The organism is Pseudomonas paraveronii, from assembly GCF_963681955.1.
Taxonomy (GTDB): domain Bacteria; phylum Pseudomonadota; class Gammaproteobacteria; order Pseudomonadales; family Pseudomonadaceae; genus Aquipseudomonas; species Aquipseudomonas paraveronii.
Genome location: NZ_OY817130.1, coordinates 2,288,830 through 2,315,588, shown reverse-complemented (window position 1 = coordinate 2,315,588; position 26,759 = coordinate 2,288,830). Strand labels below are relative to the sequence as shown.

Annotated in this window: 24 protein-coding genes, 1 tRNA gene and 1 pseudogene; 16 read left to right on the top strand and 10 right to left on the bottom strand. The window is 59.8% G+C overall.

From position 1 onward, the window contains the following. Nucleotides 1–27 precede the first annotated feature (27 nt). On the top strand, nt 28–975 hold the full coding sequence (locus tag U5A08_RS10675; protein ID WP_253394711.1) for a Dyp-type peroxidase: 948 nt from the start codon (nt 28–30) through the stop codon (nt 973–975). Between the two features lie 127 nt (nt 976–1,102). Here the strand turns inward: U5A08_RS10675 and U5A08_RS10670 are convergent, their stop codons facing one another. Together U5A08_RS10670 and U5A08_RS10665 are read right to left on the bottom strand one after the other, a co-directional pair. Beyond that, on the bottom strand, nt 1,103–1,897 hold the full coding sequence (locus tag U5A08_RS10670; protein WP_321851456.1) for a class II aldolase/adducin family protein: 795 nt from the start codon (nt 1,895–1,897) through the stop codon (nt 1,103–1,105). Nucleotides 1,898–2,024: 127 nt separating this feature from the next. Continuing rightward, nucleotides 2,025–2,930 carry a LysR family transcriptional regulator gene (locus U5A08_RS10665; protein ID WP_253394710.1) on the bottom strand — a complete coding sequence of 302 codons (906 nt, stop codon included), beginning with the start codon at nt 2,928–2,930 and terminating at the stop codon, nt 2,025–2,027. A gap of 230 nt (nt 2,931–3,160) precedes the next feature. Between U5A08_RS10665 and U5A08_RS10660 the strand changes: the two genes are divergently transcribed. The 14 genes and pseudogenes from U5A08_RS10660 to U5A08_RS29870 form a co-directional block, all read left to right on the top strand. Beyond that, a complete protein-coding gene (locus U5A08_RS10660; protein WP_253394708.1) occupies nt 3,161–3,769 on the top strand; it encodes a cysteine dioxygenase family protein in 609 nt (202 codons plus the stop codon). Then, nucleotides 3,766–5,364 (top strand): rhodanese-related sulfurtransferase, encoded by a 1,599-nt coding sequence (locus U5A08_RS10655; RefSeq protein ID WP_083333789.1) that lies wholly within the window; start codon nt 3,766–3,768, stop codon nt 5,362–5,364. The genes U5A08_RS10660 and U5A08_RS10655 overlap by 4 nt, the downstream gene beginning before the upstream one ends. Before the next feature lie 127 nt (nt 5,365–5,491). Further along, nucleotides 5,492–6,460, top strand: coding sequence for an ABC transporter substrate-binding protein (locus U5A08_RS10650; protein ID WP_083333790.1), 969 nt, complete (start codon nt 5,492–5,494; stop codon nt 6,458–6,460). Between the two features lie 12 nt (nt 6,461–6,472). Further along, a complete protein-coding gene (locus tag U5A08_RS10645; RefSeq protein WP_253394706.1) occupies nt 6,473–7,819 on the top strand; it encodes an LLM class flavin-dependent oxidoreductase in 1,347 nt (448 codons plus the stop codon). Then, nucleotides 7,816–8,832: an ABC transporter substrate-binding protein gene (locus U5A08_RS10640; RefSeq protein WP_083333792.1), complete on the top strand. Its 1,017-nt coding sequence runs from the start codon at nt 7,816–7,818 to the stop codon at nt 8,830–8,832. Before U5A08_RS10645 ends, U5A08_RS10640 begins: the two co-directional genes overlap by 4 nt. Before the next feature lie 36 nt (nt 8,833–8,868). Continuing rightward, a complete protein-coding gene (locus U5A08_RS10635) occupies nt 8,869–10,056 on the top strand; it encodes an acyl-CoA dehydrogenase family protein (RefSeq protein WP_253394704.1) in 1,188 nt (395 codons plus the stop codon). Beyond that, nucleotides 10,053–11,012: a D-isomer specific 2-hydroxyacid dehydrogenase family protein gene (locus U5A08_RS10630; protein WP_083333794.1), complete on the top strand. Its 960-nt coding sequence runs from the start codon at nt 10,053–10,055 to the stop codon at nt 11,010–11,012. The genes U5A08_RS10635 and U5A08_RS10630 overlap by 4 nt, the downstream gene beginning before the upstream one ends. A 418-nt stretch (nt 11,013–11,430) precedes the next feature. Next, a complete protein-coding gene (locus tag U5A08_RS10625) occupies nt 11,431–13,563 on the top strand; it encodes a TonB-dependent receptor (RefSeq protein WP_321851453.1) in 2,133 nt (710 codons plus the stop codon). Nucleotides 13,564–13,625: 62 nt separating this feature from the next. Beyond that, nucleotides 13,626–15,200: a flavin monoamine oxidase family protein gene (locus U5A08_RS10620; protein ID WP_094989691.1), complete on the top strand. Its 1,575-nt coding sequence runs from the start codon at nt 13,626–13,628 to the stop codon at nt 15,198–15,200. 25 nt (nt 15,201–15,225) lie between these two features. Further along, nucleotides 15,226–15,723, top strand: coding sequence for a RidA family protein (locus tag U5A08_RS10615; RefSeq protein WP_253394701.1), 498 nt, complete (start codon nt 15,226–15,228; stop codon nt 15,721–15,723). A 36-nt stretch (nt 15,724–15,759) separates the two neighbouring features. Then, a complete protein-coding gene (locus tag U5A08_RS10610; protein WP_253394700.1) occupies nt 15,760–18,246 on the top strand; it encodes a TonB-dependent receptor plug domain-containing protein in 2,487 nt (828 codons plus the stop codon). Between the two features lie 232 nt (nt 18,247–18,478). Beyond that, nucleotides 18,479–19,861 (top strand): LLM class flavin-dependent oxidoreductase, encoded by a 1,383-nt coding sequence (locus tag U5A08_RS10605; protein WP_253394699.1) that lies wholly within the window; start codon nt 18,479–18,481, stop codon nt 19,859–19,861. Between the two features lie 145 nt (nt 19,862–20,006). Continuing rightward, nucleotides 20,007–20,213 carry a helix-turn-helix domain-containing protein gene (locus U5A08_RS29875; RefSeq protein WP_373423801.1) on the top strand — a complete coding sequence of 69 codons (207 nt, stop codon included), beginning with the start codon at nt 20,007–20,009 and terminating at the stop codon, nt 20,211–20,213. Nucleotides 20,214–20,336: 123 nt separating this feature from the next. Then, nucleotides 20,337–20,435: pseudogene (locus tag U5A08_RS29870) on the top strand (type II toxin-antitoxin system RelE/ParE family toxin); the annotation flags it as partial. A 208-nt stretch (nt 20,436–20,643) separates the two neighbouring features. On the opposite strand, the gene U5A08_RS10590 reads toward U5A08_RS29870, so the two are convergent. From U5A08_RS10590 to U5A08_RS10565, 6 genes are all read right to left on the bottom strand, one after another. Beyond that, nucleotides 20,644–20,964, bottom strand: a complete 321-nt coding sequence (locus U5A08_RS10590; protein WP_094989695.1) for an Arm DNA-binding domain-containing protein — start codon at nt 20,962–20,964, stop codon at nt 20,644–20,646. 64 nt (nt 20,965–21,028) lie between these two features. Then, nucleotides 21,029–21,104 (bottom strand) — tRNA-Gly (locus U5A08_RS10585). Between the two features lie 63 nt (nt 21,105–21,167). Continuing rightward, the gene (gene pgsA / locus U5A08_RS10580; RefSeq protein WP_247406081.1) at nt 21,168–21,728 is read right to left on the bottom strand and encodes a CDP-diacylglycerol--glycerol-3-phosphate 3-phosphatidyltransferase; all 561 of its coding nucleotides are present in this window, start codon (nt 21,726–21,728) and stop codon (nt 21,168–21,170) included. A 32-nt stretch (nt 21,729–21,760) separates the two neighbouring features. Beyond that, entirely contained in the window at nt 21,761–23,584 is a 1,824-nt protein-coding gene (gene uvrC / locus U5A08_RS10575) for an excinuclease ABC subunit UvrC (RefSeq protein WP_253394697.1), read from the bottom strand. Nucleotide 23,585: 1 nt separating this feature from the next. Beyond that, nucleotides 23,586–24,227 (bottom strand): response regulator transcription factor GacA, encoded by a 642-nt coding sequence (gene gacA / locus U5A08_RS10570; RefSeq protein WP_247407148.1) that lies wholly within the window; start codon nt 24,225–24,227, stop codon nt 23,586–23,588. A 165-nt stretch (nt 24,228–24,392) separates the two neighbouring features. Continuing rightward, nucleotides 24,393–24,749 carry a helix-turn-helix domain-containing protein gene (locus tag U5A08_RS10565; protein WP_253394696.1) on the bottom strand — a complete coding sequence of 119 codons (357 nt, stop codon included), beginning with the start codon at nt 24,747–24,749 and terminating at the stop codon, nt 24,393–24,395. 83 nt (nt 24,750–24,832) lie between these two features. Between U5A08_RS10565 and U5A08_RS10560 the strand changes: the two genes are divergently transcribed. Continuing rightward, nucleotides 24,833–25,072 (top strand): DNA-binding protein, encoded by a 240-nt coding sequence (locus tag U5A08_RS10560; protein WP_253394695.1) that lies wholly within the window; start codon nt 24,833–24,835, stop codon nt 25,070–25,072. Nucleotides 25,073–25,124: 52 nt separating this feature from the next. On the opposite strand, the gene U5A08_RS10555 is transcribed toward U5A08_RS10560, so the two are convergent. Both U5A08_RS10555 and U5A08_RS10550 read right to left on the bottom strand, forming a co-directional pair. Continuing rightward, nucleotides 25,125–25,574 (bottom strand): GNAT family N-acetyltransferase, encoded by a 450-nt coding sequence (locus tag U5A08_RS10555; RefSeq protein WP_253394694.1) that lies wholly within the window; start codon nt 25,572–25,574, stop codon nt 25,125–25,127. 1 nt (nt 25,575) lies between these two features. Continuing rightward, on the bottom strand, nt 25,576–26,343 hold the full coding sequence (locus U5A08_RS10550; RefSeq protein WP_253394693.1) for a carbon-nitrogen hydrolase family protein: 768 nt from the start codon (nt 26,341–26,343) through the stop codon (nt 25,576–25,578). Between the last annotated feature and the right edge of the window lie 416 nt (nt 26,344–26,759).

Sequence of the window (26,759 nt, the reverse complement as noted above, 5' to 3'; positions counted from 1 at the left end):
CTTTGCATCGATGAAGCCTTCACGCCCATGACCAACCCAACGCCTGATCCTCAAGCCGTCTGCGCCCCCATCACCCGAAGCGCAATCTTCATCGTCGCCACACTGGCGCCCGGCAGCGATGCCGCCGAGAAAGTCCGAGGCTGGTGCGCCGACATCACCGCCCTTACCCGCTCCGTCGGCAAACGCGTGCCTACCGGTTACCTGTCCTGTGTCTGCGGCTTTGGTTCCAGTGCCTGGGACACGCTCTTCGGCGGCCCGCGCCCGACCTCGCTGCACGCCTTTCGCGAATTCGGTGACGAGGGGCGTCGCGCGGTGTCGACGCCGGGAGACGTTCTGCTGCACATACGTGCAGACCAGATGGACCTGTGTTTTGAGTTGGCGACGCAACTGCTTTCAGCGCTGGGCGATGCGGTTTCGGTGGTGGATGAGGTCCAGGGTTTCCGCTATTTCGACATGCGCAGCATCATCGGTTTTGTCGACGGCACGGAGAATCCGGATGATCGACACATGGCCAAATTCACGATCATTGGCGATGAAGATCCAGCGTTTGCCGGCGGCAGCTATGTGTTGGTGCAGAAATACCTGCACAAGATGGACGCGTGGAACGGGCTGTCCGTCGAGGCTCAGGAACGCGTGATCGGCCGCACCAAACTGTCCGATATTGAACTTGATGATGCAGCCAAACCGACCAATTCCCACAGCGCCTTGACCACCATCACCAAGGACGGCCAGGAGGTGAAAATCCTCCGGGACAACATGCCGTTCGGCCGGCCAGGTGCGGGGGAGTTTGGTACTTACTTTATCGGCTATGCCCGGTCGCCAGAGCCGATCGAGCTGATGCTCGAGAATATGTTTGTCGGCCGGCCCGTGGGCAACTATGACCGCTTGCTGGATTTCAGCACGGCGGTCACGGGTGGCTTGTTCTTCGTGCCTTCGGCGGATTTGCTTGAAGAGTTGGCGGATCGTGCGCCTTAATCGGTCAAGGATGCACAACCTGTGGGAGCGGGCTTGTTCGCGAAAGCGGAGTACCAGGCGCCGGTGATGCTGGATGTGACGACGCCTTCGCGAGCAAGCCGCTCCCACAGGGAATGTGGTGTTGAACTCACTCTTTGTAAGCTGTATCACTACGCTCCAACTGCCGGATCAGCGCATCCCAGTGCCGCGCAACACCCGGCCCGTCACCACTTTTGAACACCTCGGCCTGCTTCTCGACCTTGGCCACCACTTCGGCCGGCGGGAAGATCAAGTCGGCATTGCCACCGGCCTGCGCCGCGATCTGAATGTTGCAGGCACGTTCCAGGCCGCGCAGTTGCTGGAAGGCGTGTTCAACGCTGACACCGGCAGTCAGCAGCCCGTGGTTGCGCAGGATCAGCACACTTTTGTCCCCCAGGTCCGCCACCAGCCGTTCACGCTCGTCCAGGTCCAGGGCGATGCCTTCGTAACCGTGATAGGCCACCCGCCCGGAAAAACCGATGGAATGCTGCGAGATCGGCAACAGCCCATCGCGCTGCGCCGATACCGCGATGCCGTCGCGGGTGTGGGTATGCAGGACCGCTTGCAGGTCGGGACGCGCGCCGTGAATGGCACTGTGGATCACATACCCGGCGTAGTTGATGCCCAGGCCGGTCGGGTCGTCGACGATAGTGCCGTCGATGTCGACCTTGACCAGGTTGGACGCAGTAATTTCATCGAACAATAACCCGAAGGCATTGATCAGGAAATGTTCCTCAGGTCCCGGCACCCGCGCGGAAAAGTGCGTGTAGATGTGGTCAGTCCACTTGAACAACGCCGCGAGCCGATAGGCTGCGGCCAGTTTGACCCGCACTTCCCATTCTTCGGGAGTGACGCGCTGGCGAACATTTTTCGAGACGCTGGATAACGGGCTGACGCTGCTCATGGCAAAACTTCCTGGATGGCCTTAAGGATTTCACGCCAGCCTAGGGGATGCCAAAAAATAATAAAAAGCACATTTTAATCTAAGCTAATTATTATTTTTTTTTATTATAAACCGCCCTCTCCGCTCATCACGCCGCGCGCTTGATCTTCTGCAACGATCCAGCGACCAGTTTGCCAAAGGCATCGACCGGCCCTTGCAGGTTGCCGAGAAAGTGCGGATAGATCAGCCACAGATCCATTAGCGGTTTGAAATCCTTGAGCGGCATCACCGCCAACTGATCGAAATGCGCACTGCGCTCCAGCAACGGACGCGGTACCAGGCCGAGCCCCATTCCGTCGGCGACCAGGCCCAACTGCAACTCGGTACCGAAGGTTTCCAGATTGACCCGCAGAGCCAGTCCTTGATCTGACAGAGTGCGTTGCAACCCGGCGCGGAAACCACAGCCGTCAGGATTGAGAATCCAGCCACTCTGGTAAACGTCGGCGAGTTTGCACGCACGCTTGGGCACTTGCGCCTTGGCGCAGACCACCACCAATTCCATCTTGCCGATGGACTCACCGACGATGTTGTCCGGAAAAATCTTACCCGCCGGGAACAGCGCCGCCGCAGCATCCAGTTCACCGCGTTCGATCTTGCCGACCAGTTGACTGCCCCACCCTGTTGCCACCTGCGCGCGCAATTCGGGGTATTCGACGCGCAGATGCTTGAGGGCATCGAGCAGCACCACATCGCCGATGGTTTGCGGAACGCCCAGGCGCAGCAGCCCGGTGGGCGGCGCATCAGTGGCCACGAGTTCGCGCAACGCGTCCATTTCCCGCAGGATCAAACGGCACTGTTCATAAACCCGCGTGCCGATCAATGTGGGCTTGAGCGGCTTGGTATTGCGGTCGAAAAGCTCCACGCCCAATGCTTGCTCGAAGTTCTGCACACGCCGGGTAATGGCCGGCTGGGTCAGCTGCAACGACTCGGCCGCATGGCTGATGGACTGGCAACGAATCACCTCGACAAAGGCATCGATATCATCAATTTTCATTTGGCCCGCACATAGAGAACAGTCAATAAGATGTCTGAAAAGCATAGTTCTATTGCTGGAATCTGGATAGCCCAGAGCGCTCCTTGGCTCCTATCGATAACGTCTAACGCTATTCAATCGAGTTCTTAATTCCTTTCAGCTATAACCTAATCATTAAAAAATAGCATATTAACAACAATCATTATGCTTAGATAATCACAACAACCTTCGAAACGAACGATGGAATCGCCATGACCCAGGCCCGACACCCGGAGAGACTCAGAGTATTCATAGGCGCCCTGGCTGAACTAATCGACAGCCACCCGCGCGAGGGCGACCTGTTGCATCGCGGTGGCAAGCTGCTCGGCCAATTGGTCAGCCACGACGACTGGCTGCCGGAAGACTTTGCCCGCCCTGACCCGCAGCATTATCAACAATACCTGTTGCATGCCGATTCACGGCAGCGCTTCAGCGTCGTAAGTTTTGTCTGGGGGCCAGGGCAACGCACGCCAATCCACGATCATCGGGTCTGGGGCCTGATCGGCATGTTGCGCGGTGCCGAATATTCCCAAGGTTTCGCCCGCCACACCGACGGCACGCTGGTGGCCGAGGGCAACCGGATTCATCTGCAACCCGGTCAGGTCGAAGCGGTGTCACCCAAGATTGGCGACATTCATCAAGTCAGCAATGCCTTTGATGATCAGGTGTCCATCAGCATCCATGTCTATGGCGCCAACATCGGCGCCGTGCGCCGCGCGGTGTATCAGCCCGATGGCAGCGAAAAACTGTTTATCTCCGGTTATTCCAACGCCTTTCTCCCCAACATCTGGGATCTGTCCAAAGAGAGCCAAGCCTTATGAGTACAAGCCCTGTAAAAAAAGAGCTGATCCGCTCCTTCGCCGAGATTCGAAAGGCACTGTTGAGCAAAGAAGAACTGGCCCTCGTCGATGTGCGTGAAGAGGCGCCTTTCGCTGAGGCGCACCCGTTGTTCGCCGCCAACATTCCACTGTCCAGGCTTGAGCTGGAGGTGTACTCGCGGATCCCGCGGCTGGATACCCCGGTGACCGTCTACGACAACGGCGAAGGCCTGGCGCAGATCGCCGCTCAGCGCTTGCAAGAACTCGGCTACATCAATGTCGGCTTGCTGGAGGGTGGCCTGGACGGTTGGCGCCGTGCCGGTGGCGAGCTGTTTATCGACGTCAACGTGCCGAGCAAGGCCTTTGGCGAACTGGTGGAGAGCCAGCGTCACACGCCATCCCTGGCGGCGGAAGAAGTGCAGGCGCTGCTCGACAGCGAAGCCGATGTGGTGGTGCTCGACGCCCGGCGTTTCGATGAATACCAGACCATGAGCATTCCCACCGGCATCAGCGTTCCGGGCGCGGAGTTGGTATTGCGCGCCCGAGAACTGGCACCGGACCCGGCGACGCGGATCATCGTCAACTGCGCCGGGCGCACCCGCAGCATCATCGGCACGCAGTCGTTGATCAACTCAGGCATCCCCAACCCGGTTTCCGCCTTGCGCAACGGCACCATCGGCTGGACCCTGGCCGGTCAAAAACTGCAACACGGCCAGTCGCGCCGTTTTGCGCCGACCAGCGAAGAATACCGACACATCGCCGCTCAGGATGCCCGTCGCGTTGCCGACAAAGCCCTCGTCGGCCGTGCAACTCTGACCGACTTGCAAGGCTGGCAACAAGAAGCAACCCGCAGCACTTACCTGTTCGACGTCCGCACCCCGGAAGAATTCGAGACCGGCCACCTGCCCTCGGCCCGCTCGACACCGGGCGGCCAACTGGTGCAGGAAACCGATCACTTCGCGAGTGTCCGCGGCGCGCGTCTGGTTCTGGTCGATGACGATGGCGTGAGGGCCGACATGTCGGCGTCCTGGCTTTCGCAATTGGGATGGGAGGTGCATGTGCTGGATGACGTGCAGCCTTCGCATTTCAGCGAAAAAGGTGCCTGGCAGGCGCCGGTCCCCACGCCGCAGCAAGCCGAGGAAATCAGCCCCGAAACCCTGGCCGAATGGCTGACCCATCGCGACAGTGTGGTGCTGGATTTCACCAGCAGCGCCAACTACGTCAAACGCCATATCCCCGGTGCATGGTGGGCACTGCGCGGGCAATTGCGCGAAGCGCTGGCCAACGTACCGGCCGCACAACGCTACGTGCTGACCTGTGGCAGCAGCCAATTGGCACGGCTGGCTGTCGCTGATGTCGAGGCCCTGACCGGCAAGCCGGTGTTCCTGCTCAAGGGCGGCACGGCCAGCTGGATCGCTGCGCAACTGCCACTGCAAGACGGTGAAACTCATCTGGCTTCACCGCGCATTGATCGCTATCGCCGCCCCTATGAAGGCACCGACAATCCTCGCGAAGCAATGCAAGCCTATCTGGACTGGGAATATGGATTGGTGGCGCAACTGGCCCGCGACGCAACCCATGGCTTTTTTGTGATCTGAGCCCTTAAGGCTTCTGCACCGTATACCGGGCAGCGCCGTTTGATACGCCCAACGTTGAATTCAGCCCGACCCCTTTCTCCAGGCGGAGGTGACAAGAAGCATCAAGACCCGCCTGGAGCATGCTGTTATGAGTTTCACCCAGCCATTCAAATATCTGCTGATCGCCACCGCCCTCACCTTTGGCGCCGTCACTCACGCCGCCGACCTGCAACCGCTGTTGGTGGCCAATCAAAAGTCCACGATCAAGGTACTGCTGGAGGTCTCCGGTGAACTGAAAAATGTGCCCTACGAGATCCAGTTCTCCGAGTTCCCCGCCGCCGCGCCGTTAGGTGAAGCGTTGAACGCAGGAGCGGTGGACATCGGCGCCCTGGGCGATGCCCCTTATGTGTTCGCCCTCGGCGCCGGTGCGCCGCTCAAAGTGGTCAGTATCATTCATGCCGAGGGGCGCAATACCACTGCCATTCTTGTGCCCAAGGATTCACCGATCAAGGATGTCTCAGGCCTCAAGGGCAAGCGCATCGTCACCACGCGCGGCTCGATCGGACACTACCTGGCCATCAAGGCCCTGCGCGACGCCGGCCTGAGCACCCAGGATGTGCAGTTCGTTTTCCTGCTGCCCAGCGAGTCAAGACTGGTGCTGGATAACGGCACCGCGGATGCCTGGTCCACGTGGGATCCCTACACCACCGTCGTCACCTCTCAGAGTCAAGCCAAGATCCTGGTCAGCGGCAGCAACCTGCTGAGCAATCACCTTTATCTCGCAGCCACCGACCAGGCCATCGTCGATAAGCGCCAGCAACTGGACGACTTCGTCGCCCGGGTCGACCGGGCCTACCGCTGGAGCAACGAGCACCCCAATGAGTACGCCGCCGCCCAGGCCAAAATCACCGGCCTGCCCCTGGCGGTGCATGTGGCCGTGGCCAAGGCGACCCACATGCAGCCGGTGGTTATTGACGACGCGGTCGTCAGCGGCTTGCAGGCCACCGCCGACATCTATCAGGAAGAAGGCTTGCTGACCCGACACATCGACGTCTCCCAAGGCTTCGACAAAAGCTTCAACACCAAACGTCCCCCACTTACCCAAGCTTCGCGCTAAAGGAGTAGAACCATGAGCAAACAACGCCAACTCAAACTCGGGGCGATGGTCCATGGCGTCGGCCATGGTTGGGGCGAATGGCGCCACCCGCAAGCCCTGCCCAATGCCAGCGTGAATTTCGGTTTTTATCAGCAGCAAACGCAACTGGCTGAAGCGGCGAAGTTCGACTTCGTGTTTATCGCCGACAGCCTGCACATCCATGAGAAGTCGAGCCCGCACTACCTCAATCGCTTCGAGCCGCTGACCATCCTCTCGGCGCTGGCCGCGACCACTCGCCATATCGGCCTGGTGGCAACCGTCACCGTCAGCTACACCGAACCGTTCCAGGTGGCGCGCCAGTTTGCGTCCCTGGACCACATCAGCGGCGGTCGTGCCGGCTGGAACGTGGTGACCTCCTGGCTCAGCGGCACCGCCGATAATTTTGGCAAGGCCGAGCACCCGCCCCATGCGGTGCGCTACCGCATCGCCAAGGAGCATGTGAATGTGGTCAAGGGGTTGTGGGACTCCTGGGAAGACGACGCCTTCGCCTACAACAAGCAAAGCGGCGAGTTTTTCACCCCCGGCAAACTGCATGCGCTGGAGCACAAAGGTGAATTTTTCTCGGTGAAAGGCCCGCTCAACATCGCCCGCTCCCGACAAGGTCAGCCAGTGATTTTCCAGGCCGGTACCTCTGAGGACGGACGTAATTTCGCCGCGGAGAATTCCGATGCGATTTTCGTCAGCCCCGAGGGGTTCGACGAAGCACGCGCCTACTATCAAGACCTGAAAAAGCGCGCCAGCGGCTTCGGCCGGGATGCACAAGAGCTGTCGATCCTGCCGGGCATCCGTCCGATCGTTGGCCGCGATGAAGCAGAAGTTGAAAGCCGCTATCAGCAAGCGGTGGAACTGGTGAGTATTGAGGATGCGATTGTCGCCCTCGGCAGGCCATTCAATGACCATGATTTCAGCCAGTACCCATTGGATGCGCCATTCCCCGAGCTGGGTGACTTAGGCTCCAATAGCCAGAAAGGCGGCTCGGACCGGATCAAACAACTGGCCAAAGACGAAGGCCTGACCTTGCGCGAAGTGGCCCTGCGTTTCTCCCGGCCACGGCGGGATTTCGTCGGGACGCCTGAGCAGGTTGCCGATGCCATTCAAATTTGGTTCGAAGAAGGCGCGTCTGACGGTTTCATCATCAATTCGGTGCTGCCGGACGGCCTGCAATATTTCACCGAGCTTGTCGTGCCTGTGCTGCAACAGCGCGGTCTGTTTCGCGATGAATACAGCGGCACGACCCTGCGCGACAACCTAGGGCTCGAAGCACCCGCCAACCGTTACACAACCGCCCAGGTTCACCAGAAGAGCGAGGCACTGGCATGAGCGAATCCTTTAATCGCCTGCCGGGGCAGTTTAATCGTCGCGGCTTCCTGACGGCCAGCTCACTCGCCATCGGGGCGTTGGGGTTGTCCTCGATGGGATTGGCGTCACGTGCGTTCGCGCAAAACACCTCGCTTTCGGACCTGACCCTGGGCGTCGCCACTTATCGCGGCCAGGAGTCGTATTTCACCGAAGACGCCGGCACCGCTAACCGCCCTTACAAAGTCGATTACGCGGAATTTGCCGGCGGCAACCTGATCGTCGAAGCGCTGGCCTCGGGCAGCCTGGACATCGGCTCCATGAGCGAGATCCCACCGATCTTCTCTATCCAGAGCCATCGCCAACCGCGACTCATCGCAGTGATACAAGGCGACGTGAACAACCAGGTGTTCCTGATTCCCAAGGACTCGAAACTCGAATCGGTCGGGCAGTTGCGCGGCAAACGGGTCGGGTACGTGCGCTCGACCACCTCGCATTACTTTCTGATCAAGGCACTGAAAGAACAGGGCCTGACGATGAACGACATCACGGCGGTAGCGCTCACGCCGCAGGATGGTTTCAGTGCTTTCCAGAGCGGTCAGCTCGATGCCTGGGTGATTTATGGGGTGTTTATCCAGTTAGCGAAATTCCGCAGTGGCGCCCGGGTGTTGAAAACAGCTGAGGGTTATTTGTCCGGCAACTACTTGATGGCGGCGCGCCCCGCGGCCCTCGAAGACCCGCTGCGCAAACAAGCGATTCAGGACTACTTGCAGCGCACGGCGCGCACGCTGGAATGGATCAATAACAACCCCGATCCCTGGGCCGCCAAATCCGCGCAGCTACTGGGCGTCGACAAAGCGGTGTTTCTCGACATGTACAACAGCCGCAGCCAGCCGTGGAAAGTCATCGAAGTGGACGACCAGGCGATAGCCTCGCAACAGGAGGTCGCGGATTTGTTCTTCGCTGCGGGTGTGTTGAGCGAACGGCTGGATGTCAGTCCGTTGTGGGACAAAAGTTTCCGGTTGCTAGCGCTATGAGCCGATTCCCAGCCTTTTTGATCGAGTGAATCCACCATGAGTCTTTCTTCTCAACACCCGCCCTTACTGCGATCTGTCGAGGCGGCGAATTTCGACGCCTTGCTGGAAAACATCGGCGCACAACTCAGCGCCACGGCGCACCTTTATGACGAAAGCGGCGCCTTCCCCCAGGACAATTTCAAGCTGCTGCAGGAGCACGGTCTGGTCGCACTGACCGTGCCCAAAGCTCTCGGCGGTGGTGGCGCGAATCTGGCCCAGGCGCGCAAGGCGATCAGCGCAATCGCCAAGGGTGAACCCTCGACGGCGTTGATCCTGGTGATGCAGTACATCCAGCACGCGCGCCTGCAAGACAGTAAAACCTGGCCCGAAGCATTGCGCCTGCAAGTGGCGCAAGACGCCGTCCAGCAAGGCGCGTTGATCAACGCCCTGCGGGTCGAGCCCGACCTCGGCACCCCGGCTCGCGGTGGTTTGCCAGCGACCGTTGCCCGGCGCACCTCCGCCGGTTGGCGCATCAGTGGCCGAAAAATCTACTCCACCGGCAGTCATGGCCTGACATGGTTCAGCGTCTGGGCGCGCAGCACCGATGAAGATCCGCTGGTCGGTGCCTGGCTGGTGCACAAGGACACGCCCGGCATCAGCATCATCGAGGATTGGGACCATCTGGGCATGCGCGCGACGTGCAGTCATGAAGTGGTGTTCGACAATGTACTGGTGCCGCTGGATCACGCCGTCAGCGTCAGCCTCTGGAGCGCACCGCAACCCGAACTCGATGGCGACGGCTTCCTGTGGATGTCGGTGTTGCTCTCGTCGGTTTACGACGGCGTCGCCCAAGCCGCTCGCGACTGGTTGGTGGATTGGCTGGAACAACGCAAGCCATCCAACCTCGGCGCGTCGCTCTCCACCCTTCCGCGCTTCCAGGAAACCGTCGGGCACATCGACACGCTGTTGTTCGCCAACCGCAGCCTGCTGGATTGCGCCGCCGAAGGACGCACGCCGGCCATTAACGCCGCGCAACTGAAGTACCTGGTGACCGGCAACGCCATCCGCGCCGTCGAGTTGGCCATCGAGGCGTCTGGCAACCCCGGCCTGTCCCGCACAAATCCGCTGCAACGGCATTACCGCGATGTGCTGTGCAGCCGTGTTCACACGCCGCAGAACGATGCCGTGCTGCAAGGTGTCGGCAAAGCGGTCTTCGCCCAGCGCCAGCAAAAGGAACGTCCATGAGCCAGCTCATTATCGCCAGCCAACTGGATGAAGACTTCAACGATGTGATTCGTCAGCGCCTTGCACACACGCATCCTGACGCCCGGTTAATCGATGTGCCGAGCGGCGTACCCAGCGATCTGCCGACTGAAGTCAGTATTTTGTTGGCGCGGCCAATCAATGTTCGCGGCTATCTGGCGCCGGACACACCGCCGCCGGGTTGGCCCTACGGTTTGAAGTGGGTTCAGGTAGTGTCCTCCGGCATCGACTTCTACCCCCAATGGCTGTTCAACGGCCCGCCGGTGAGCACTTCGCGCGGCAGCGCCGCCGAGAACATCGCCGAGTTTGCCCTGGCCGCGATCTTCGCCGCCGCGAAGCGTCTGCCGGACATTTGGGTGCATGACTCGCAATGGAATTTCACCGCACTGACGCCGCTCAAGGGCACCACGTTGGGGATTCTCGGCTTCGGTGCGATTGGCCGCAGCTTGGCGAGCAAGGCCCACGCCTTGGGCATCAATGTGCTGGCGTTGCGTCAGAGTCAGACGCCGTTCGAGGTGGAAGGCGTCGAAGCCGCGCGAGATATCCATGACCTGTTTGCCCGTTCCGACCATCTGGTGCTGGCCGCGCCGTTGACCGGCGCGACCCGGCATATCGTCAACAGCGCGGTGCTCGCCAGCGCCAAACCCGGCCTGCACCTGATCAACATCGCCCGCGGCGGTCTGCTGGATCACGGGGCGTTGCTTGAAGCACTGGACAGCGGAACAATCGGCCTGGCTTCGCTGGACGTCACCGATCCCGAGCCACTGCCGGACGGACATCCGCTCTACACCCATCCACGGGTGCGCTTGTCACCCCATACCTCGGCGATTTCCACCAACAGTGGCCATGAGATTGCTGACAGTTTCCTGGCCAACCTTGAGCGTTATCTCAACGGTTTGGCGTTGGAGAATCAGGCGAACGTACAACGCGGGTATTGAATCCAGCCGAACCACCGTCATCGCGGGCAAGCCACGCTCCCACAGGTCATGTACATAACCTGTAGGAGCGTGGCTTGCCCGCGATTGCGTCATGTCAGCCAAAGACAAAACATCAGATTTACGCATTTAACTTACAAACTTAATGCCTGTTTTTTATAATTAACTTATAACTAATCGGACTTTTACAGCGCCGTATTATACAAATATTGTTACAACCATCACCGACCCCTGACCAGGTGGAGGCCCACGGAACTGCAGTTTTTCCGGCCGACACCACTCCACGGTCAACTGCCACACCCAAAAACCTGAAAACGGCTCAAGCCCCCGCCGCCATGGCTTTCGAATCATGGCCCCGGCAACGCTTTGCCAAAAAAAACACAACAACGCCAACGCTGCATCTACACACCTGGGGTTCACCATGTATAACACCTTCACTGCAAACCGTTTGACGCTGGCCGTGTCGCTGGCGATGTTCGGGTTGTCGGCCCACGCCGAAGAAAACACCATGGATGGTGCCCTCCCCGTTGTCACAGTCACCGCCGAACACCACAGCGAAGACCTGCAAAAAACCCCGCTGGCGATTTCTGCGTTCGACGAAAAAGCCCTGGAAGACAAGCAGATCAAAAGCATCCGCGACCTCTCCGGGCAAGTGCCTAACCTGCCCCTCAGCCGTCAGTCGATCTCCTACAGCGCCCAGACCTACGGGATTCGTGGCATCGGCGAAACCGACCCGATCCAGGAATCCGCCGTCGCGGTGTACGCCGATGACCTGTACATCCCGCGGGCGATTTCCTCGATGCTCGACTTCAACGACGTCGAGCGCGTCGAAGTGTTGCGCGGCCCGCAAGGCACGCTGTATGGACGCAACAGCAGCGCCGGCGCGATCCGCGTGATCACCCGCGATCCGAACCAGGAAACCCGGGGTTTCTTCGAGCTCGGCGCCGGCAACTACAACGCGCAGAACGGCCGATTGCTGATCAGTGGCCCGCTGGTGGACAACGCGTTGTTCGGCAGTTTTTCGGCGATTCGCCTGACCCGTGACGGCTCCGTCTCCAACCCGACCCGCGGTGAGGATGTGAACAACGTCGACATCCAGTCCTACCGCGGCAAGTTGCGCTTCAACCCGATCGATTCGCCGTGGGATGTGCAACTGACCCTGGCCGGCACCTTCGACCGTGGCGACACCACCAGCTACACGCCGTTTGATGCCGACGGCCACTTCGACAAATTCAAAAGTTACAGCAGCCTCGATCCGAAGAACCGACTCGACCAAGGCAGCTCGGTGCTGCGGGCGATCTACACCCTCGACGATCATCTGAGTTTCAAATCGGTGACCGCCTATTCCGCCTTCAACCAGCCTGTGGACTATGACAACTCCGGGCAGGCCGCCCTCATTCAGAACAGCCTGATCACCTACAAGCAGGACTATGCCACCCAGGAGTTCCAGCTCAACGGCGACTACGACGATTTCAGTTTCAGCACTGGCCTATACCTGTACCGGGAAAAATTCGACGCCGAGCGCGACAGCCTGACCTACTCGATTGCGCGCAACCGGGTGATCGGCCAGGGGCAATACAGCACAACCAATACCGAAAGTTATGCGTTGTATGGCCAGGGCAGTTACAAAGTCACGCAGCAACTGTCGCTGATCGCCGGCCTACGGTTCACCCGCGAACACAAGAACTTCGATTACACCAACTACGTGGTCAACACCGACCGGCAGATCACCGGTACCAATTTCAGCGCCGATTCAAGCAAATCCTGGCAATCCACCAGCCCGAAACTCGGCTTCGAATACGCCTGGAGACCGCACCTCAACCAGTACGCCTACGTCGCCAAAGGCTTCAAGGCCGGCGGCTACGACAATCGCGCGCCGACCCAGGCCGCTGCCGAACAGGCGTTTTCGCCCGAGGACGTGACGACCTGGGAAACCGGCTTCAAGGGTGACTTCTTCGACCAGCGCCTGCGAGCCAACGTCGCACTGTTCTACAACGACTACAAAGACCTGCAGACTAATGCCTACGACCCGGCGCTGGGTGTCAGCCTGCGGACCAACGTCGGCCAGGCACACACCTATGGCGTAGAACTGGAAACCCTGACTGCGCTGACCCGCGATCTGCAACTGACCGCCAATGTCGGCTACCTGGAAAGCCAGTACGACGACTTCGAGAATGCCAGCGGCGCTGGGGTCGATGCCAACGGCAAACAGTTGGTGTTCTCGCCGCGCTGGAACGCCAGCGTCGGCCTGAACTACACCATCCCGGCCGGACTGCCCGGTACCTGGCTGGCGGGCACCGATGCGCAGTTCCAGACCAAGTCCTACGCCAACGCGCTCAACGACGACGTCCAGGAAATCCCTCAGCAGACCTTCTGGAACGCCAACACCCGTTACCTCTCCGGCGACGGTCACTGGACCACCACGCTGGCCGTGAAAAACCTGCTCGATCGCGCTTACCCGCAGTCGGTCGGCTACGTGCCCTCCAGCGGCGCCCGCTTCTACTCCATCAACGACCCGCGAACCCTGTTGTTGTCCGTGCGCTACGACCTCTGACCCCCCTAACGACGCCCCCCCTACGCCGGATTCGATATCGCTTAATGCCAAGGAGCACCACGATGGCTGTTACCCGTAGAGAACTGATTTCCCGCATTGCCGCCGTCGGTGGCTATTCCGCCGCTGTCAGCGCCCTCGGTGCATTGGGGCTCACGCCTCAGGCCGTGGCGGCAACATTCAATCCGCTGCAACTGGGCAGCAGTGGCAAAGGCAAGCACGTGGTGGTGGTCGGTGCCGGTATATCCGGGCTGGTCAGCGCCTACGAGCTGCGCAAGGCTGGCTTCACCGTGACCATTCTCGAAGCGCGCGAGCGAGTGGGTGGACGCAACTGGACTCTGCGGCGCGGCACCAAAGTCGATTTCGACGATGGCGTCAGCCAGACCGTCGACTTCGACGACGGGCAGTTTTTCAACGCCGGTCCTGCACGTATTCCCAGCCATCACCAGACGATCCTCGGCTACTGCCGCGAACTGGGTGTCGAGCTGCAAGTGCTGGTCAACAGCAGCCGCAATGCGCTGGCCTTGCCCGATCCGACCAAACCGGCGTTCCAGTTACGCCAGGCGGTCAACGACACCCGCGGCCAACTGTCTGAACTGCTGGCGCGCACCGTCAGCCGCAAGGCCCTGGACCAGGACTTGAGCGTTGATGATCGCAAGGCGCTGCTCAATTTTCTCAAGGTCTATGGCGATCTTAACGCCGACTTCAAATACAAAGGCTCGGTGCGCTCGGGGTACACCCGTATCCCCGGTGCCGGCGATCAAACCGGCATCACCCGTGCACCGCTGGAGCTACAGACCCTGCTCAATCCCAAGCTCTGGGGCGCGTTGGTGTTCGATGAGATCCCGGAGTTTTCCTCAACCATGTTCCAACCGGTTGGCGGCATGGACCGGATTCCCTACGCGTTCTACGACAAGCTCAAGGACGCGGTGCGTTTCAACGCCGAGGTCAGCGACATTCAGACCTCCGAAAACGGCAGCCGCATCACCTACCGGGACCGCAAGACCGGCACCACCCAGACGCTGAGCGCCGATTACGCCATCGTCACGGTCCCCTTGCCGTTGCTGGCCAAGCTGCCGAGTAACTTCAGCCAGCCGTTCAAGCAAGCGATTCTCAGCGCGCAAAGCGATCAGGCGAACAAAGTCGCCTGGCAGTCGCCGCGTTTCTGGGAAACCGACTTCAACATCTACGGCGGATTGTCGTACCTGGATCATGAAGTCAAAGGTTTGTGGTACCCCAGCGACCGGTTGAACAGTGCCCAGGGGATTCTGGTCGCGGCCTACAACACCAGCCAATCAGCCCAGGCCTTCAGCAAGAAATCCCTCGCCGAACAGTTCGCCTCCTCGCGGCAAGCCGTGGAACTGCTGCACCCCGGACACAGCACCAAGCTGCAAAAACCGGTGGCGATCAACTGGGCCAAGGTGCCCTTCAGCAAAGGCCCGTGGATCGTCAACGACGAGGTCGGCGAGAGCGCTTACCAGATCCTCAACGAGCCTCAGGGCCGCACGTATCTGGCCAGCGACGCCCTCGCCCATGGCGGCGTCGGCATCTGGCAGAACAGCGCCGCCGACTCGGCGCGACGCATCGTTTCCCTGATCGGCCGCCATGCCGAACGCCAGCAAGCGGGCGTTGCCGCCTGACTTTTTTTCAATAAAGGACTGACCGATGAAAACCATGACTTTGCTCACAGGACTCCTCATGACCGCCACCGCCCTCACCAGCCACGCCGACGAGATCAAGCGCATCGCCCTGCCCAATTCGAGTTTCCCGATTTCGCTGGCGGTGTCGGTTCCGGCACAGACCGACCTGCTGTTTGTCAGCGGCCTGCTCGCCGACCTGCACGACCCGAAAGCGCCGAAGGATTCCTTCGCTGCCTATGGCGACACCGCGACGCAGACCACCTCGATTCTCAACAAGCTCAAAGGCGTGCTGCAAAGCCAAGGCCTGGACCTGGGTGATGTGGTGCAACTTCGGGTGTTTCTGGTGGGCGATCCGGCCAAGGGCGGCAAGCTCGATTTCGCCGGGTTGCAGGAAGGCTATACGCCGTTCTTCGGCAGCGCCGCGCAACCGAACAAACCAGCACGCACCGCCGTGCAGGTAGTCGCCCTGCCGCTACCGGGCGGCTTGGTCGAAATCGAAGCCGTCGCCGCTCGCAAGAAGTGACACGGACCTTAGCCGACATTCAGGAGCCTCACTCTCATGCTCACCTGCCAAACGCGCCTTGCCGCGCCTGCCTACCGCCCGTTATTGCTGCCCCTGTCGATTGCCTGTGGCTTGGCCTCGTTCAATATCGAGGCCGCCGAAAGCAACTCACCGACTCTCGACACGGTAGTCGTCACGGGTAACCGTGGCACCGTCCAACGCACCGTCACCACCAGCCCGATTCCGATCGACGTGGTGACCGGCGAACAATTGCGTTCGGTCGGAAAACCGAGCCTGTTGGAGGCGCTGAGCAAGTTCATCCCGTCCTTCAACCTGCCCGACCGCGCCGGTTGGGACGCCAGCGGCGTAGTGCGCTCGGCCACCCTGCGGGGGCTGACAGCGTCCCATGTGTTGGTGCTGGTCAACGGCAAGCGCCGGCATACCAGCGCCACGTTGAACATCAACGGCATCAACAGCGGCGCGGCACCCAGCGACCTCGACCTGATCCCGGTGGCGTCCATCGATCACATCGAGGTGCTGCGCGATGGCGCAGCGGCACAGTACGGCTCGGATGCCATTTCCGGGGTGATCAACATCATCCTCAAGCAAACCACCGGCGGCAGTTCCGACACCACCCTCGGCCAAGGCTATGACGGCAAACGCGGGACCGCGCAGGAGGCGCTCAATTATGGTTTTCAGATCGGCGAAGCCGGTGTACTCAATGTCTCGCTCGACACCCGCTATCAGGAACGCGACAACAAGGCCGGCAGCAACGGCTATAGCACGCATTACTATCCGCAGGCCGACGGCTCGCCCGACCCGCGTGAGGCCAACGCTAGCCACCACACTTACAAGGGTTACGGACTGCCCCGCAGTCAACTGGCCGATGTCGCCTACAACCTCGACCTGCCGTTGAACGATGCCGTCACGCTCTACTCGTTCTCGACCTTGGCCACCCGGGAGAACAACGACGGCCAGAATTTCCGCCTGCCCAACGGGCGCAACACCATCACCACCGGCCCCAATGGCTATCCCGACGGTTACAGTCCTTACTGGCTGATCAACGAAACCGACTTCCAGTCCGCTTTCGGTGCCAAGGGCGAGGATTTCAGCGGCTGGGCCTGGGACCTGAGCAGCACCTACGGGCGTAACTACGCCAAGCAACGCACCTACAACAACCAGAACCCGTCGCTGGGCGAAAACACCCCGAACAAGTTCACCTCCGGCATTTACATCGCGGACCAACTGACCAGTAATCTGGATCTTAAAAACAGCTACGAAATCGGCCTGGCCAAGCCGCTGGATGTCGCCTTCGGCTTCGAGCACCGACGTGAAAGCTACGAGACCCGCGCCGGCTCCGAAGCCTCGTATATCGATGGCGGTTACGTGTTCCCCGCCAGCCATCCGCGCGCCGGGCAGCGTCCCGATCCGGGCGCCCAGGTCACCAACGGCATTAGTCCTGAAGACGCACAGAAAGTCAGCCGCAACAGCGTCGCCAGCTACATCGACCTGGGCTTCTACCCCGTCGAACAGTGGTACCTCGGCGTCGCCGCACGGTACGAGCATTACAACGAAGGCGTCGGTGGCACCCGCAGCGGCAAACTCAGCACCCGCTACGAATTCAACCCGGTGTTTTCGGTGCGCGGCACCATCAGTAATGGCTTTCGCGCGCCGTCGCTGGCCAATCAGATTTTCACCGCGCGCTCGACCGGGTTCGACACCATCAATGGTGTCTACCAGTCTTACAACTACGTGATTCTGCCGGTGGATTCGGCCGGCGCCCAGGCTCTTGGGGCCGAGTCGTTGAAACCCGAACGCTCGACCAACTTCAGTCTCGGTTTCGCTCTGACTCCCAGCGAAAACCTGAGCCTGACCGTGGACGGCTACGTCATCAACCTGCGCGACCGTCTGGTGCTCAGCGAACGTTTCCAGGGCCCGGGCGTCGCCGCCCTGCTCGACAGCATTGGTGTGCCGGCCACCGCTGGCGCGCAGTACTTCACCAACGGCGCCAACACCCGGACGTCCGGGGTCGATGTGGTCGGCAATTACCGGCAGAACCTGAACCAGTTCGGCTCGGTGAGATGGACTGCGGCACTGAACTACAACCACACGAAAATCCTCAGCGTCAACGACACACCGTCACAACTGACCGCCCTGGGCGACTTCCAGCTGCTCGGACGCCAATCGCGAGCATTGATTACCAAAACCTCGCCCAGCAGCAAGATGATCTTCTCCGCTGACTGGGCGATCAGCGACTTCGACGTCAACCTGCGGCTGACCCGTTATGGCACCTACACCGAGGTCAACAGCTCGAGCGATCCAAGCCTGGACCGCGAGTATTCGGCCAAATGGATCACCGACCTGGACGTGGCCTATGCGCTCAACAAACAACTGACCGTCGCCGTCGGCGCGCAGAACCTGTTCGACAAGTACCCGGACCATATCGGCGTAAGCAACTCTTCATTCGGCGATAACTGGGGCAGTTTTTCACCCTTCGGCTTCACCGGCGGTTACTACTACACCCGCGTGCAATACGCGTTCTGACTCCTCGGGCGCGTAGAGCAAGAACAAAAGATCGCAGGGTATTTCGAAGCGCGGCCATTCATTCTGAGCGGTGCCGCCTCCGGCAAGGATGGCGCCTGAGGCTTAGGTTTCCATATAGCCTGATACAAGGCTCTTATTCCATTACAGAAGTACAAATTACTTTTATAGTGCGTTTCAATCTATGCGTTTGAGTTGATACAGATACGCCTCTTCAATTTTTTCAGGAGCCATGATGTCCGATCCAAAACCTCTGTTGTTTGCACTCTACGAACAAGCCAGTGTGGGCTGTGGAGGTGCGCCGAGCCTCTGGACGCATCCGGCTGACGAACGCCTGGCAATCAACTCGTTGGGCTACTGGTCGAACCTGGCGCGCATTGCCGACCAGGCCAACCTCGACATGCTGTTCTTCGGCGACGTGCTGGGTTTCTACGACGTCTTTGGTGGCAATGCCGATGCCGCAATGAAATGGGCTGTGGAAGCTCCGGCCAACGATCCATTGATGATCATTCCCGCCCTGGCCGCGGTCACCGAAAACCTTGCGTTCGGCGTCACGGTCACCACCAGCTATGAACACCCCTTCTCCCACGCTCGGCGCTTCAGCACCCTGGACCACCTCACCAACGGGCGGGTGGGCTGGAACATCGTGACCTCTTACCTGTCCAGCGCCGCGCGTAACTTCGGCCTTGAACAGATGATCAAACACGATGACCGCTACGAACGCGCCGAAGAATTTCTCGATGTGGTGTACAAGCTGTGGGAAGGCAGTTGGGCCGACGATGCGGTAGTCGCGGACAAAGCTCATCAGCTGTATGCCCGGGGTGATCGGGTACGGCCGATTAACCACGTGGGCGAGCACTATCGAGTCGCCGGTCCGCACCTCACCTCACCGTCGCCGCAGCGCACACCGCTACTGATCCAGGCCGGCTGGTCGGGTCGCGGTCGCGAGTTCGCCGCCAAGCATGCCGAGCTGATCTTCATTGCCAAGTCCAACCCTCAGGAAATCCGTCAGGGCCTGGAGGACATATGGACCAAGGCCCAGGCTCTCGGTCGCCAGCGAGAGGATGTGAAGTCCCTGACTGTATTGCGCATCGTCACCGCCAAAACCGAAATTGAAGCGCAGCGCAAATATGACGCGTTGCAAAGCAACTACCATCTTCAAGCGCAACTGGTCAGTTATGCGGGCGACACGGGCATCGATATCAGTCGCTATGCCGACAGCGATGCATTGTCGACCCACACCGAAGGGCTGACGTCCTATGTCATGCACCCCGATGGCAGTGGTAAGCCGTTGACCGCTGGGGATGTGAAGCAACGTTTTGCCAAAGTCACCCGCGGCAGCGACCTGATCCTGGTGGGTACCCCACAACAGGTAGCCGACCGGATCGAAGAACACGCACGCATTTCCGGCACCAGCGGCTACATGATCAATCCGTTGATCAGCCCTGGCACACTCGAAGATTTCGTGGAGTTGATCATTCCCGAATTACAAAAGCGCGGCCTCTACAGGACCCAGCCGCAAAGCGGTACCTTCAGGTCCAGGTTAAGGGCAGATGGCCGCAGCCATTTACCCGACTCGGCTTATGGCGCTTCATTCCGTTTCGGCAAGGCGCTTTAGCCCGAAGGCGACTGCTCAAGCGTTATCAAGCAGTCGCCGACCGTTCGAGGAAAACGTCGCGGGGGATCAGCGTTTACAGCGTAAGAAACAGCGCCAAGGTCCAGACTCGGGATTGATCGCGCTGCCGGGCGCAGATGAACAATGGATGCTCACGGCCTGGCTGCAGATTCAACCGGGTTCGATCGCAGTCGCGGCGGAGCAGGCTGGATACGGCAGCGACGTCGCGCTCAGCCGCGCGTTCAAAGCCGCTACAGGTGTGTCACCTGGACAATGGCGGCGAGAGCGCCAGACTTCCGGCAGGAACGAGCCTCGGCAAGGAAAATTGGCAGCAATGGGCTTAACCCGGATTTAAGTTTGATTGCCCGCCCACGCCCCTTTCGCGAGGTTCGCGACAAAATAGCATTGCGATTGTTCGAGCTACTGATAGGAAGGATCGGACTGCGCGCAGTCGGCTGGGACTCGCTGGAGATCAAGCCATGTCGTGTTCTATCGCATGGCAAACGACGACGTGATTGAGGTCGTCAGACTCCTTCATGACGCCATGGAGGTGCAGCTGCACCTGCCCAACTACTGATCACCGACCTGGCCCAACGGTTTAACTGGCCATGAACAGCGAAGGTAAGGCGCCCCCCTCTACATCTCAACCTGAGCGCCCTCGCTGCCAGCCGACTCGGCGGCCAATTGAAGCGCGAGGTTCCGGGTCCGACCGGACTATCGAGACCCACCACCAGAAACACGATGCTCAACTTTGCGTACCACTTTCAATGCTGAACAACCGCTTCTTAGGCGTTTGCCGCGGCCAGGCGCCTGGCATTACGCTCCAGCTGCCGAAGGACACGCGGATTGGCGCCCCTGACGACCAGTGCCCTCGGGGCATCACGCAGAGCACGAGCATCTCCTGAGCTAATTTCAGGGTAGGTACCGAGAGAAATACGGGGTTGCTTATCCGCCCAGGAAAAGCGGAAGTGCCAGCACTTTGCACCTTTCGTACTAACGAAGAGGGCGAGGCCGTTGTAGTCAGGGAGGGTGTAGTCCTTGGCACGGGGTTTGGCGTTTCGGACTCGGGTATCGGTGAGAGTCGGGGCCGAAGCCTCGCTTTTCAACGCCGAACGTAAATGTCACGCACACAAAAACGCCACTCTACTGAGTGGCGTTTTTGTGAATGCTTGGAGCGGGAAACGAGACTCGAACTCGCGACCCCGACCTTGGCAAGGTCGTGCTCTACCAACTGAGCTATTCCCGCGTCTTGGTGATGCGCATTCTATAGAATCCTCAGCACCCGTCAACCCCTTGATTCAAAAAAGTTTTATTTTTTTTCAACGGTGGTCCGCAGGTGAGGCCAGGCAGCGCGTAAATACTGGAGCATGGACCACAGCGTCAGGCCGGCGGCGACAAGTAGCAAGGCGTAGCCCAGCAAGACCCAGAAGGAGAAGTCCGACGGGTTGGCCAGCAGGATCACCAGCGCGAGCATTTGCGCGGCGGTTTTCCATTTGCCCATGTTCGACACAGCGACGTGGGCGCGGGCGCCGATTTCGGCCATCCATTCACGCAGGGCCGAAACGACGATCTCGCGGCCGATGATCACCGCAGCCGGCAGGGTCAGCCACAGGTTGCCGTGTTCCTGCACCAGCAACACGAGGGCGACGGCCACCATCAGTTTGTCAGCCACCGGGTCGAGGAACGCACCGAACGGCGTGCTCTGTTCCAGGCGGCGGGCCAGGTAGCCGTCAAGCCAGTCGGTGGCGGCAGCAACGGCGAACACCGAACTGGAGGCCATGTAGCTCCATTCGTAAGGCAAATAGAACAACAAAATGAAAATCGGGATAAGCAGGACGCGTAGAACGGTGATCAGATTAGGGATATTCATCGGCACAACTGGCTGCGAGGTGAGAAGGCATTCTACTCGCTGTGCAGATTTGCATAAATCAACTCAGCGAGCTTTTTACTGATACCGGGTGCTTTGGCTATTTCGTCAATGCTGGCACGGGAGAGCTCTTGCAAGCCACCAAAATGTTTAAGCAGGTCGCGTCGGCGTGTCGGACCTACCCCGGCCACGCCTTCCAGGGTTGAGGTTCGCCGGGTTTTGCCGCGACGGGCGCGATGGCCGGTAATGGCAAAACGGTGGGCTTCATCACGGATCTGTTGGATCAGGTGCAGCGCAGGCGAGTCGCCCTTCAAAGTGAACTCGTGGGCGGCATCATTCAAGTACAACGTCTCGAAGCCGGCCTTGCGCGTGGCGCCCTTGGCCACGCCGAGCAGGATCAGGTCGGGCACCGCCAGTTCGTTGAGCACGTCGCGGGCCATGGACAGCTGGCCCTTGCCGCCATCCACCAGCAGGATATCGGGCAGCTTGCCCTCCCCGTCCTTCAATTTGCTGAAGCGGCGGGTCAAGGCCTGGTGCATGGCGGCGTAGTCGTCGCCGGCGGTGACGCCTTCGATGTTGTAGCGCCGGTAGTCGGATTTGATCGGTCCCTCCGGCCCGAACACCACGCAGGACGCCACGGTGGCCTCGCCGCTGGAGTGACTGATGTCGTAGCACTCCAGGCGCTGGGGCGGCTCGTCCAGGTTGAGGACTTCGGCCAGTGCCTCGAAGCGCGCAGCCACGTGCTGTCGATTCGCCAGGCGCGCGCTCAGGGCCTGCTCGGCGTTGGTCACGGCCAACTGCTGCCAGCGTGCACGCGTGCCGCGCACGCGGTGGCTGATGTCCAGTTCACGGCCACGCAACGCGTGGATGGCCTCGATCAACGTCGGGAAGTCTTCATGCACGACGTTGACGATCAGTTCCGAGGGCAAATCGCGCTCGGGGCTGCTGACGTAATACTGACCCAGGAACGCAGCCATGACTTCAGCAACCTCCTCGTCAATACCGGTCTGCGGGAAGAAGTTCTTGCTGCCGAGCACCCGACCGCCACGCACGCTGATCAGGTGAACACAGGCGCCACCCGGGTTGACGAACGCGGCGATCACATCGACGTCGCCGGTTCCGCCTTCCATGCTTTGCTGGTCCTGCACACGGCGCAGCAGGGAGATCTGGTCGCGCAACTCGGCGGCTCGTTCGAAATCCAGGGTGCTCGCGGCTTGCTCCATGGCGCCGGAGAGTTCGTCGGTGAGGGCATTGCTGCGCCCTTCGAGAAACATCACCGAATGGCGCACATCCTCGGCGTACTCCGCCGGCTCAACCAGGCCGACACAGGGCGCCTTACAACGCTTGATCTGATATTGCAGGCACGGCCGGGTGCGGTTCTTGTAGAAACTGTCTTCGCACTGACGCACGAAAAAGGTCTTTTGCAGCAGGCTCAGGCTTTCGCGAATCGCACCGGCGCTTGGGTAAGGTCCGAAGTATTTGCCCTTCTGCTTCTTCGCGCCCCGATGAATACTCAGGCGCGGGAAGTTGCCGTCAGATAAAAACACGTAGGGGTAGGATTTATCGTCACGCAGCAGGATGTTGTAGGGCGGCCGCCATTCCTTGATCAGCGTCTGCTCAAGCAGCAGCGCCTCGGTTTCATTCGCGGTGATGGTGGTTTCGACCTGGGCGATACGCGCCACCAGGGCGGCGGTTTTCGGCGTGAGGCCGGTCTTGCGAAAGTAACTCGCCAAGCGGCTTTTCAGGTTCTTGGCTTTGCCCACATACAGCAGGCGCGCCTCGCTGTCGAACATGCGGTACACGCCGGGGCGGCCGCTGCAGGTCGAGAGAAAGGCACTCGGATCAAACGGTGTGGTCATGTCAGGCGCTGGCGTCCACCATGCCGTGGCGCACTGCGAGCAGGGTCAATTCAACATCACTGCTGATGGCGAGCTTCTCGAAAATGCGATAGCGGTAGGTGTTGACGGTCTTGGGTGACAGACACAGCTTGTCGGAGATGACCTGCACCTTCTGGCAGCCGACAATCATCAAGGCGATCTGGATTTCCCGCTCGGACAGCACATCAAACGGCGAGTCGCTGGTGGGCTGGAAGGATTTGATCGCCAACTGCTGAGCGATCTGCGGGCTGATGTAGCGCTGGCCGGCAAATACCAGGCGAATGGCTTGTACCATCTCCGCCAGGCCTGCGCCCTTGGTCAGGTAACCCGCTGCACCCGCCTGCAGCAGGCGTGTAGGAAACGGGTCTTCTTCGCACACGGTAACCACCACGACTTTGATGTCCGGATGGCTGCGCAACAATTTGGTAGTGGCACCAAGACCGCCGATCCCAGGCATCTTGACGTCCATCAACACCACATCGGGTTTCAACTCCCGGGCCTTGATCAGGGACTCCTCCCCCGATTCAGCCTGGCCGACTACTTGCAGGCCATCGATGTCAGCCAGCATTCGTGTAATGCCTGTACGAACGAGATCATGGTCATCGACTACTAGCACCCTAATCAAGCAGACACCTCGCGATATGGTCTTATAGGTTGCTGAACACCTTAGCAAAAAACCAAGGCGCAGACCTAGTTGCAAGTGTCATATATATAGCGTTTGAGCGCGAAGAGCGTGCCCGTCGAACGACGAGCAGCGCTGTTTTCTGGGCGAAAGGTCAGGAATTGCGGGCTATAGCTTGAATTTGCCGTTCACTTTCATGGTTGCCGAATGCTCGGCCAAGGTTGAGGTCAACCGGCTGATTGCATCCTGGTCCTCTTTGAACATCGACCGGTAGTCGCCCAGCACTTTTTCTTCGATATGACTCAGATTATCCATTTGAGCCGGTGTGGGTGCTCCCGTTAATACGTAAAGGAGATCCACCCCTCTTTCGGCCACACGCGATAAATAATCGGCTTTCGGGGCACGCCCACCGTTTTCATATTTCCCTTGTGCGTTCGCTTCTACGCCTCCAATTTCACCAAACACTTTTTGCGACAAGCCAAGCCGCTCTCTTTCTTGCCGTAAACGCGAACCGATTCCACTCATTTGGATGTATGATCCTAAATTGGCACCCTTCAAGAGGTGATATGTTCATCCCTTGATTAAACAAACTTGAACGGTTTTGAACTATGCCCGGAATTCGTACTGCTGCACAAGCCAAGGCTTGGCTTGAACATCAAGGTAAGTCAGTTCAAGCGTTCGCCCGGGAACACGGTGTCGACCCGGCAACCACTTATCAGGTGCTCGCTGGGCGCAAGAAAGGACGGCGTGGAGAGGCCCATAAGGTAGCGGTCCTTCTGGGCATGAAAGAAGGCGTCATTCTTGCCGAGAATGAGCCCCTGAGGCAGGAACAGGAAATAATGTCCTAAACGCAGTATGCGCTTATTAAACAGCTGTGCCTGTTTTGCGCAGATGAGTCACTTATTGGTCCACAGGTTTGGGCCGACAGTCGCGCTCCATGCGCCAGAAGCACGCTTCCTCACCCGCAACCTGCAAACCCTTGCGCTGATAAAGCCTTTTTGCCGGATTGGTTTTAAATACGGTCAACCGTAAAAGACCGCGGCCTTGACCGCATGCCTTGAGCGCCATTTGCTCCAGTACCCAGTTGCCTGCTCCGCGCCCACGCAAAGGTTCGAGAATATGCAACTCGCGAATATACAGCGCCTGGCTATCGCGGCTCAGGCTGATAAAGCCCATCACGGTGTCGTCGCTGCAGATCAGCCAATTCTCGCGCCCTGCCCAGGCGACATCGAAACCATCGTTGGACCACAGCAAACCGTATTGCGCGTAGTAGCCACGCATGGCTTCGTAGGTCAGCGTCCGGGCAAATGAGCGATCCTGTTCAGTCGCCGCGCGCAAGTGAAACGTCATGTCATCGAACCTCTTCAGCACACAGCACTACTGATCGGCCGGTCCAGCGCCCGCTGTCGCGATGAGCAATCACCAGTGCATCGCCCACACCCGGCGCGGCGGCAAGCACATGCCCATCGGCAGCCCAGATAGCACTGCGCCCCGCGCACGCCCAGCCGCCCGATGGGCCACCGTGATTGGCCATCAACACCACCAGGCCATGCTCGGCGGCATAGCCCTGAAGCAGCGCACTGTCCGTTGCGTAGCCGCCTTCGCTGATCAGCACGCCGGCGGCGTATACCGTGGCGCCCGCTTGTGCGGCCTGACGTGGATGGCTGGCGTGGGAGAAGTCTGCGCAGACCGCCAGCGCAATTCGCTCATCCCCCCACTCGAGTGCAACACCGCCCTGCCCCGCGACAAACGCCACCTCTTCGCCGGGATGCAGATGCTGCTTGGTGTATACCGCAAGCGAACCGTCTGCCCCCAGCACCAGTGCGGCGATCAACACGCCCGCCCCTGGCGCCAAGCGGATCGGCATGCCCACCACGGCGGTCAAGCGCAGCTCCCGCGCCATCTCGCGCAGCGGTGTTAAAAGTGCGTCCGAGGGGGCTATCGCCAATTCACCCGCCAAGGACGGCTCATAGCCGGTCAACGACAACTCCGCAAACACCAGCAGTTGCACGCCATGCTCAGCCGCTGCGCGCATGAACGCCAGGTGCCGTTGGATATTGGCCGGCACGTCGCCCGCGATGGAAATGGATTGAGCAACCGCAAGGGTCAAGGCAGTCATGGTCGCGTCCCAGCAATCATTATCGAGTGGCGACCAGCATATCGGCACTCACCCCATAGCCGTAAGTACCTCGACACAATAGAAATTACTGATTGAATCCACCCGTGCGCCTCTAGTAAGCTCCCACCATCATTTGGAGAAACACCATGTTGCAACTCACCCACACTCAGGTTTGTCCTGCTGCCAGCGCCTCGCGCTCGGTGTCGGCTACCCGTGTGAACGGTTTGAGTGCACGAGTCAGCTTTTATTTTGGGTATTGGTTTAGCCACTGGCGCGCCTGATACCTGAAATCGGCGCCCACTGTTCAAGGGGTCGCCTACCAGAGAAATCTAACCCCCGGTCGGCTCCCCGATCGGGGGTTTTGCTTTTTCAGCCCTGAACACTTTGTTTGATCAAGAACATTTAAAGGAATCACG

Bases quoted from the DNA above. Each gene is read 5' to 3' on its own strand.
- U5A08_RS10620 (WP_094989691.1), top strand. From the start codon at position 13,626: ATGGCTGTTACCCGTAGAGAACTGATTTCCCGCATTGCCGCCGTCGGT.
- U5A08_RS29875 (WP_373423801.1), top strand. From the start codon at position 20,007: ATGCTCACGGCCTGGCTGCAGATTCAACCGGGTTCGATCGCAGTCGCG.
- U5A08_RS10625 (WP_321851453.1), top strand. From the start codon at position 11,431: ATGTATAACACCTTCACTGCAAACCGTTTGACGCTGGCCGTGTCGCTG.
- U5A08_RS10670 (WP_321851456.1), bottom strand. From the start codon at position 1,897: ATGAGCAGCGTCAGCCCGTTATCCAGCGTCTCGAAAAATGTTCGCCAG.
- U5A08_RS10560 (WP_253394695.1), top strand. From the start codon at position 24,833: ATGCCCGGAATTCGTACTGCTGCACAAGCCAAGGCTTGGCTTGAACAT.
- U5A08_RS10635 (WP_253394704.1), top strand. From the start codon at position 8,869: ATGAGTCTTTCTTCTCAACACCCGCCCTTACTGCGATCTGTCGAGGCG.
- U5A08_RS10675 (WP_253394711.1), top strand. From the start codon at position 28: ATGACCAACCCAACGCCTGATCCTCAAGCCGTCTGCGCCCCCATCACC.
- pgsA (WP_247406081.1), bottom strand. From the start codon at position 21,728: ATGAATATCCCTAATCTGATCACCGTTCTACGCGTCCTGCTTATCCCG.
- U5A08_RS10555 (WP_253394694.1), bottom strand. From the start codon at position 25,574: ATGACGTTTCACTTGCGCGCGGCGACTGAACAGGATCGCTCATTTGCC.
- U5A08_RS10665 (WP_253394710.1), bottom strand. From the start codon at position 2,930: ATGAAAATTGATGATATCGATGCCTTTGTCGAGGTGATTCGTTGCCAG.
- U5A08_RS10610 (WP_253394700.1), top strand. From the start codon at position 15,760: ATGCTCACCTGCCAAACGCGCCTTGCCGCGCCTGCCTACCGCCCGTTA.
- U5A08_RS10650 (WP_083333790.1), top strand. From the start codon at position 5,492: ATGAGTTTCACCCAGCCATTCAAATATCTGCTGATCGCCACCGCCCTC.
- U5A08_RS10615 (WP_253394701.1), top strand. From the start codon at position 15,226: ATGAAAACCATGACTTTGCTCACAGGACTCCTCATGACCGCCACCGCC.
- U5A08_RS10655 (WP_083333789.1), top strand. From the start codon at position 3,766: ATGAGTACAAGCCCTGTAAAAAAAGAGCTGATCCGCTCCTTCGCCGAG.
- U5A08_RS10640 (WP_083333792.1), top strand. From the start codon at position 7,816: ATGAGCGAATCCTTTAATCGCCTGCCGGGGCAGTTTAATCGTCGCGGC.
- U5A08_RS10550 (WP_253394693.1), bottom strand. From the start codon at position 26,343: ATGACTGCCTTGACCCTTGCGGTTGCTCAATCCATTTCCATCGCGGGC.
- uvrC (WP_253394697.1), bottom strand. From the start codon at position 23,584: ATGACCACACCGTTTGATCCGAGTGCCTTTCTCTCGACCTGCAGCGGC.
- U5A08_RS10660 (WP_253394708.1), top strand. From the start codon at position 3,161: ATGACCCAGGCCCGACACCCGGAGAGACTCAGAGTATTCATAGGCGCC.
- U5A08_RS10605 (WP_253394699.1), top strand. From the start codon at position 18,479: ATGTCCGATCCAAAACCTCTGTTGTTTGCACTCTACGAACAAGCCAGT.
- U5A08_RS10565 (WP_253394696.1), bottom strand. From the start codon at position 24,749: ATGAGTGGAATCGGTTCGCGTTTACGGCAAGAAAGAGAGCGGCTTGGC.
- U5A08_RS10645 (WP_253394706.1), top strand. From the start codon at position 6,473: ATGAGCAAACAACGCCAACTCAAACTCGGGGCGATGGTCCATGGCGTC.
- U5A08_RS10630 (WP_083333794.1), top strand. From the start codon at position 10,053: ATGAGCCAGCTCATTATCGCCAGCCAACTGGATGAAGACTTCAACGAT.